Annotated in this window: 6 protein-coding genes; 3 read left to right on the forward strand and 3 right to left on the reverse strand. The window is 60.4% G+C overall.

Annotated elements, in window-relative coordinates:
• Positions 1-52 precede the first annotated feature (52 nt).
• The 3 genes from FEM54_RS21310 to algW all read right to left on the reverse strand — a co-directional run bounded on the left by FEM54_RS21310 (position 53) and on the right by algW (position 4,146).
• Positions 53-772 (reverse strand): DUF4198 domain-containing protein, encoded by a 720-nt coding sequence (locus FEM54_RS21310; protein ID WP_017137618.1) that lies wholly within the window; start codon positions 770-772, stop codon positions 53-55.
• Positions 773-783: 11 nt separating this feature from the next.
• Complete coding sequence (locus FEM54_RS21315) at positions 784-2,883, reverse strand: TonB-dependent siderophore receptor (protein WP_099549232.1); 2,100 nt, start codon at positions 2,881-2,883, stop codon at positions 784-786.
• A 108-nt stretch (positions 2,884-2,991) separates the two neighbouring features.
• On the reverse strand, positions 2,992-4,146 hold the full coding sequence (gene algW, locus FEM54_RS21320; protein WP_017137616.1) for a Do family serine endopeptidase AlgW: 1,155 nt from the start codon (positions 4,144-4,146) through the stop codon (positions 2,992-2,994).
• A gap of 102 nt (positions 4,147-4,248) precedes the next feature.
• On the opposite strand from algW, the gene FEM54_RS21325 reads away from it, so the two are divergent.
• From FEM54_RS21325 to FEM54_RS21335, 3 genes are all read left to right on the forward strand, one after another.
• Positions 4,249-5,007 carry a Nif3-like dinuclear metal center hexameric protein gene (locus FEM54_RS21325; RefSeq protein ID WP_138452862.1) on the forward strand — a complete coding sequence of 253 codons (759 nt, stop codon included), beginning with the start codon at positions 4,249-4,251 and terminating at the stop codon, positions 5,005-5,007.
• A 240-nt stretch (positions 5,008-5,247) separates the two neighbouring features.
• Complete coding sequence (gene cysD / locus FEM54_RS21330) at positions 5,248-6,165, forward strand: sulfate adenylyltransferase subunit CysD (RefSeq protein ID WP_017137614.1); 918 nt, start codon at positions 5,248-5,250, stop codon at positions 6,163-6,165.
• A gap of 13 nt (positions 6,166-6,178) precedes the next feature.
• A partial coding sequence (locus tag FEM54_RS21335) for a GTP-binding protein (protein ID WP_240792778.1) occupies positions 6,179-6,454 on the forward strand: 276 nt, incomplete at its 3' end.

The following is a 6,454-nucleotide window of genomic DNA, read 5'->3' on the forward strand; positions in this document are numbered from 1 at the left end:
CAGGACAAACCGCCATCGCGGGCAAGCCCGCTCCCACAGTGTTTTTCAGGGTTTATTCGTGATGCGGTTCACCGAGGAAGGTCAACGAAGTAAACAGCCCGCGGGTGGCCACGTCGGCGTTGTCCTTGAGCGGAATCTCCACCTGCGCGGCAATCACATTCAACCCTTCATTACGCACCAGCACCTGGGCGCGGCCGTCCTTGTCGGTCTCAGTGCTCAAGGTGTTCGGCGCATTGCGATAATCGCCCACCAGCTTGATCCCCGCCGCCGGTTTGCCGTCCAGCAGCACCCGCACCGGCAGTGACTTGCCTGGCCCTACGGTCAGCGGGTCTACTTCCGGCAGGATCAGCAGCTTGATCTGATCCAGTTTGGGCAGCTTCGCCCCCGGCTGGTAAATCGCCAGGCTGTACTTGAAGGTCTGGGTCGACTCAATCGCGCCTGGCACTTGGCTACGGCCCTGGTTGATCCACTTCTTGTCCGGCGTCTGCGACCACATCCCGTTATCCAACGCCACGGCTAAAACGGCGGGCGATTTGAGTGGCTTGAGGCGTGCGTGGTCGGCCAGGCGCTCCACGGTGACCGGGATCATTTTGCCGCTGGCGTCATACGCCCAGGCGCCGCTGATTTTTTGCGCCTTGAAGGCATTGTCTTCGGCGCCGTGGCCGTAGATCACTTCGATATTGCCGCGTCGTTGTTCGGTCCACAGGCCGTGGGCCGAGACTTGGCTGGCAAACAGCAGGCCGATCACGGCCAGGGATTTGAAGGCTTGCATGGGGCATCCTTTTACAGGTTAAGGGTCAGGCTGACGGTGAAGTTGCGCGGCTCGCCGGGAGTGACCCAGTAATTGCTGTAGGAGCGCTCGTAGTACTTTTCGTCGAATAGGTTGTTGAGGTTCAGGCCCACCGTGACGCTATCGCTGGCTTTGTAATGCGCCAGCAGGTCGACGGTGTGGTAGGCGGGCAGTTCGAACTGGCTGCCGGCCTCGCCGGAGCGATCACCGACGTAGGTGAACGCCGCGCCCAGGTCCGAGCCGCGCAGCGCGCCATTCTGGAATTCATACACACCCAGCAGACTGCCGCTGCGCTTGGCTACGCCCAGAATCCGGCTGCCGGTGGGGATGGATTTGTCGCCCTTGGTCACTTCGGCGTCGATATAGGCAAAGGCGCCGATCACGCGTACCGCGTCCGTCACTTGCCCGCTCAGTTGCAGGTCAAAGCCCTGGCTGCGCGCCTTGCCTATGGCGCGGCTGTTGTTGAGGGTGGCCGGGTCCTGGGTCAGAACATTTTCTTTTTCGATATGGAAGGCGGCGAGCGTGGTGCTCAAACGGTCGTCGAACAGCTCGCTCTTGATCCCCACTTCATAGCCCACGCCTTCTTCGGGCTTGAAGGATTTGCCGCCGGCATCCACACCGTTGTTGGGTTTGAACGAGGTTGACGCGTTGGCGAACACCCCGACTTGCGGCGTTAGCTGATAGAGCAGACCGGCGCGTTGAGTCAGGGCGTCGTGGGTATGCCGGCTCTTGGCGTGGTTGCGGGTGAAGTCGTCGGTGCGTTGTTCGACATGCTCGAAGCGCGCACCGAGCATGCCGCGCAGGCGGTCGGTGAAGATGATCTGGTCTTGCAGGTTCAGCGCCTGGCTTTTCGTCTGTTCGAAGACGTCGGTGCCGGTGCGTGCGCCGTTGGGTTTGGTCTGGCCGTAGATCGGGTTATAGATGTCGATGGGGTAGAGGCTGCCGGCAACCGCCGACACGCGTTCCTTCTTGCGGTAGTCCTCGTATTCGCCGCCGATCAACAGTTCGTGCTGCCAACTGCCGATGTCGAACTGGCCGCGCAGTTCCAGCTGGGTGATGCTGTCGTGCCAACCGGTGGAGCGTTCGCGCAGGCGGCGGTTAACGGTATGGCCGTTGGCATTCAGCGCACGACTTTCCGAGGCGTCACCCCACAGGCTGCCCTGTTTGTAGTGGCTGGCCAGGCGCAGTTTCCAGGCGTCATTAAGGTGATGTTCCAACGCGGCCTGGATGCGATTGTTGTGGTTGCGGATATTGCCGTCGTTGGGTTCGCCGAGGAAGGTCGAGCGGGACATGCCATGGTTGGCGACGATGCCCCGGTCGAAGGTGGAGCTGTGGCGCACGAACTCGCTTTCTACGAGAAGGCTGGTGTCGGGGTCCAACTGCCAACTGAATGATGGCGCGACGAACACGCGCTGGGCGTCGACGTGATCGCGGAAGCTGTGGTTGTCTTCCACGGCCAGGTTGACCCGCGACAGCACGCGGCCTTCGCTGTCCAGCGGCGTGTTCACATCCAGTGCGGTGCGATAGCGGTCCCAGCTGCCGGCACTGGTTTGCACGGTGGTAAAGGCTTCGGGCTGCGGCTTCTTGGTGACAATGTTCACGGTGCCGCCGGGATCGCCACGGCCGTACAGGCTGGCTGCGGGGCCTTTGAGCACTTCAATGCGCTCGATGTTGGCCGCGTCCGGGGTGCTCGGGTAGCCACGGTTGGCGCTGAAACCGTCCTGGTAGAACTCCGACGTGGTGAAGCCGCGCACGCTGTACTCGTAAAGCGTCAGGCCGCCGAAGTTGTTTTGCTTGGACACGCCGCCGGCAAACTCCAGAGCACGTTCCACGCTGGTGCTGCCCAGGTCCTTGAGCACCGTGGCAGGAATCACGCTGATTGATTGTGGGATGTCGCGCAGATCGGTGTCAGTTTTGGTCGCGCTGGCGGAACGGGTGGCGCGGTAGCCTTTGACGGGGCCGGTGGCGGATTCATAGGCGTCGGAGGTGACGCTGATGGTGTCCAGTTCGACAGTGTTGTCATCGGCGTAGGCGGGGTCCAGCAGCAAACCCAAGGCCAGGCCAGCCACGGGGGCGAATCTTTGAGACGGCATGATAGAGCGTTCCAATAGCGATATTGAAACAATATAACATGACCATTGAGAATGAATTTCTTTTGAAGTATTCGGTAACAGGAGCCCGCGAACGGGCTCCCGTAGCCGTTATTCCTCTTCTTTCACCGGGGCGGGTGGCGGGCGCAGGCCGATCTCTGCCGACAGCTTGATCTCTTTGCCGTTGCGCATTACCAGGATCGACACCTTATCGGTCGGCTTGATCCGCGCCACCTGGTTCATCGACTTGCGGCCATCACCGGCCGGTTCGCCATCGATGCTCAGGATCACATCGCCCAATTGCAGGCCGGCTTTCTGCGCCGGGCCGTCGCGGAAGATACCGGCCACCACGATGCCCGGGCGCCCGGTCAAGCCGAACGACTCGGCCAGTTCCTTGGTCAACGGCTGTACTTCGATGCCCAGCCAGCCACGGATTACCTGGCCGTGCTCGATGATCGACTTCATCACTTCCATTGCCAGCTTCACCGGGATCGCAAAGCCGATGCCCTGGGAACCGCCGGACTTGGAGAAAATCGCCGTGTTGATACCGGTCAGGTTGCCATTGGCATCCACCAATGCGCCGCCAGAGTTCCCCGGATTGATCGCCGCGTCAGTCTGGATAAAGTCTTCGTAGCTGTTGAGCCCCAACTGGTTACGCCCGGTGGCGCTGATGATGCCCATGGTCACGGTCTGGCCGACGCCGAACGGGTTGCCGATGGCCAGTGCGACATCACCGACGCGCAGCCCTTCGGAGCGGCCGATGGTGATCGAGGGCAGGCTCTTGAGGTCGATCTTCAGCACCGCAAGGTCGGTTTCCGGGTCGCTGCCGACCACGCGGGCCAGGGTTTCACGGCCGTCGCGCAGGGCCACCACAATCTGGTCGGCGCCGGTGGTCACGTGGTTGTTGGTGAGGATGTAACCTTCCGGGCTCATGATCACCCCGGAACCGAGGCTGGATTCCATCCGGCGCTGCTTGGGCCCGTTGTCGCCGAAATAGCGGCGAAACTGCGGGTCTTCAAACAACGGATGCGCCGGTTTATTGATGACCTTGGTGGTGTACAGGTTGACCACTGCAGGCGCGGCGATGACCACCGCGTCGGCGTAGGTGACCGGGCCTTGCACCACCGAGCTGCTTTGTGGGGCCTGTTGCAGGTTCACATCAAGGCTGGGTAAGCCCACCCATTGGGGATAACGCTGAATAATCAGCATCGCGATCAGCACGCCAGCCAACAATGGCCATCCAAAAAAACGCAGTGCCTTGAGCATCAAGTAAGTCCTGACAGGTTGCAGGGGGCGGGATAGCGCCCATAATGTCGCGCATTATACGAGGCTGCGAGCGCCTCGGAACGGGATATTTAGGAGTCTTTTATGGCTGTCCCCCTTAGCACCCTGGTCGAGGAAGCGGACCGCTACCTTGGCAGCGCAAAAATTGCCGATTATTGCCCCAATGGCTTGCAGGTCGAGGGGCGCCCGCAGGTGATGCGCATTGTCAGCGGCGTCACGGCCAGCCAAGCGTTGCTGGACGCCGCCGTCGAAGCCCAGGCCGACCTGGTGCTGGTGCACCATGGTTATTTCTGGAAGGGCGAAAACCCGTGCATCACCGGCATGAAGCAACGCCGCCTGAAAACCCTGCTCAAGCACGACATCAGCCTGCTGGCCTACCACCTGCCGCTGGACCTGCACCCGGAGGTGGGCAACAACGTGCAACTCGCCCGTCAGCTGGATATCACCGTCGAAGGCCCGCTGGATCCGAACAACCCGAAAATCGTCGGCCTGGTCGGCTCCCTGGCCGAACCCTTGTCGCCGCGTGATTTTGCCCGGCGCGTGCAGGATGTAATGGGTCGCGAGCCACTGTTGATCGAAGGCAGCGAGATGATCCGCCGGGTGGGTTGGTGCACGGGCGGCGGTCAGGGCTACATTGATGATGCTATTGCCGCAGGCGTTGACTTGTATCTGAGCGGCGAAGCGTCCGAACAAACATTCCACAGCGCGCGGGAAAACGACGTCAGCTTTATTGCAGCGGGCCATCACGCTACTGAGCGTTATGGCGTGCAGGCACTGGGTGACTATCTGGCACGGCGTTTCGCGCTGGAACATCTGTTCATCGATTGCCCCAACCCAATCTAAAGAACACCAAGGCTCAAATGTGGGAGCTGGCTTGCCTGCGATTGCATCACCTCGGTTTGCCTGAATGACTGAGGTGCCTGTAGAGCAGACAAGCCAGCTACCACAAGCCAAACTGAGGGGCATATTCATATACCGTTTCGATCTAGCTGGCTCCCTGAATAGAAGAAGGTGCTGTGCTAGCATGCCCCGCTCGAACACGGCCCGCTGGCCGTCCATAAGATCGTTTTTCCGTGAGTAGCCATGGTCGACAAACTGACGCATCTGAAACAGCTGGAGGCGGAAAGCATCCACATCATCCGCGAGGTCGCCGCCGAGTTCGACAACCCGGTGATGCTCTACTCGATCGGTAAAGACTCCGCCGTGATGCTGCATCTGGCGCGCAAGGCCTTCTTCCCGGGCAAATTGCCGTTCCCGGTGATGCACGTCGACACCCGCTGGAAATTCCAGGAGATGTACAAGTTCCGCGACAAAATGGTCGAAGAACTGGGCCTGGACCTGATCACCCACGTCAACCCTGATGGTGTGGCGCAGGGCATCAACCCGTTCACCCACGGCAGCGCCAAGCACACCGACATCATGAAGACCGAAGGCCTCAAGCAGGCCTTGGACAAGCATGGTTTCGACGCAGCCTTCGGCGGTGCCCGTCGCGATGAAGAGAAGTCCCGCGCCAAAGAGCGTGTGTACTCGTTCCGTGACAGCAAACACCGCTGGGACCCGAAGAACCAGCGCCCGGAGCTGTGGAACGTCTACAACGGCAACGTCAACAAAGGCGAGTCGATCCGTGTGTTCCCGCTGTCCAACTGGACCGAGCTGGACATCTGGCAGTACATCTACCTCGAAGGCATCCCGATTGTGCCGCTGTACTTCGCCGCCGAGCGCGACGTGATCGAGAAGAACGGCACGTTGATCATGATCGACGACGACCGCATCCTCGAGCACTTGTCCGACGAAGACAAAGCCCGAATCGTCAAAAAGAAAGTACGTTTCCGTACCCTTGGCTGCTACCCGTTGACGGGCGCGGTGGAGTCCGAAGCCGAGACGCTGACGGACATCATTCAGGAAATGCTCCTGACGCGAACTTCCGAGCGCCAGGGCCGGGTCATCGATCACGATGGCGCAGGCTCGATGGAAGATAAAAAACGTCAGGGTTATTTCTAAGGGGCTGTCACCAATGTCGCATCAATCTGATTTGATCAGCGAGGACATCCTCGCCTACCTGGGCCAGCACGAGCGCAAAGAGATGTTGCGCTTCCTGACCTGCGGCAACGTCGACGACGGCAAGAGCACCCTGATCGGGCGCCTGCTGCACGACTCCAAGATGATCTACGAAGATCACCTGGAAGCCATCACCCGTGATTCAAAAAAATCCGGCACCACGGGCGATGATATCGACCTGGCCTTGCTGGTTGACGGCCTGCAGGCCGAGCGTGAACAGGGCATCACCATT

This window comes from Pseudomonas edaphica (assembly GCF_005863185.1).
GTDB classification, from domain to species: Bacteria; Pseudomonadota; Gammaproteobacteria; order Pseudomonadales; family Pseudomonadaceae; genus Aquipseudomonas; species Aquipseudomonas edaphica.

What these genes read in the sequence shown, in the direction of transcription:
- FEM54_RS21310 (WP_017137618.1), bottom strand. Translation starts at nt 772, where the DNA reads ATGCAAGCCTTCAAATCCCTGGCCGTGATCGGCCTGCTGTTTGCCAGC.
- FEM54_RS21315 (WP_099549232.1), bottom strand. Translation starts at nt 2,883, where the DNA reads ATGCCGTCTCAAAGATTCGCCCCCGTGGCTGGCCTGGCCTTGGGTTTG.
- algW (WP_017137616.1), bottom strand. Translation starts at nt 4,146, where the DNA reads ATGCTCAAGGCACTGCGTTTTTTTGGATGGCCATTGTTGGCTGGCGTG.
- FEM54_RS21325 (WP_138452862.1), top strand. Translation starts at nt 4,249, where the DNA reads ATGGCTGTCCCCCTTAGCACCCTGGTCGAGGAAGCGGACCGCTACCTT.
- cysD (WP_017137614.1), top strand. Translation starts at nt 5,248, where the DNA reads ATGGTCGACAAACTGACGCATCTGAAACAGCTGGAGGCGGAAAGCATC.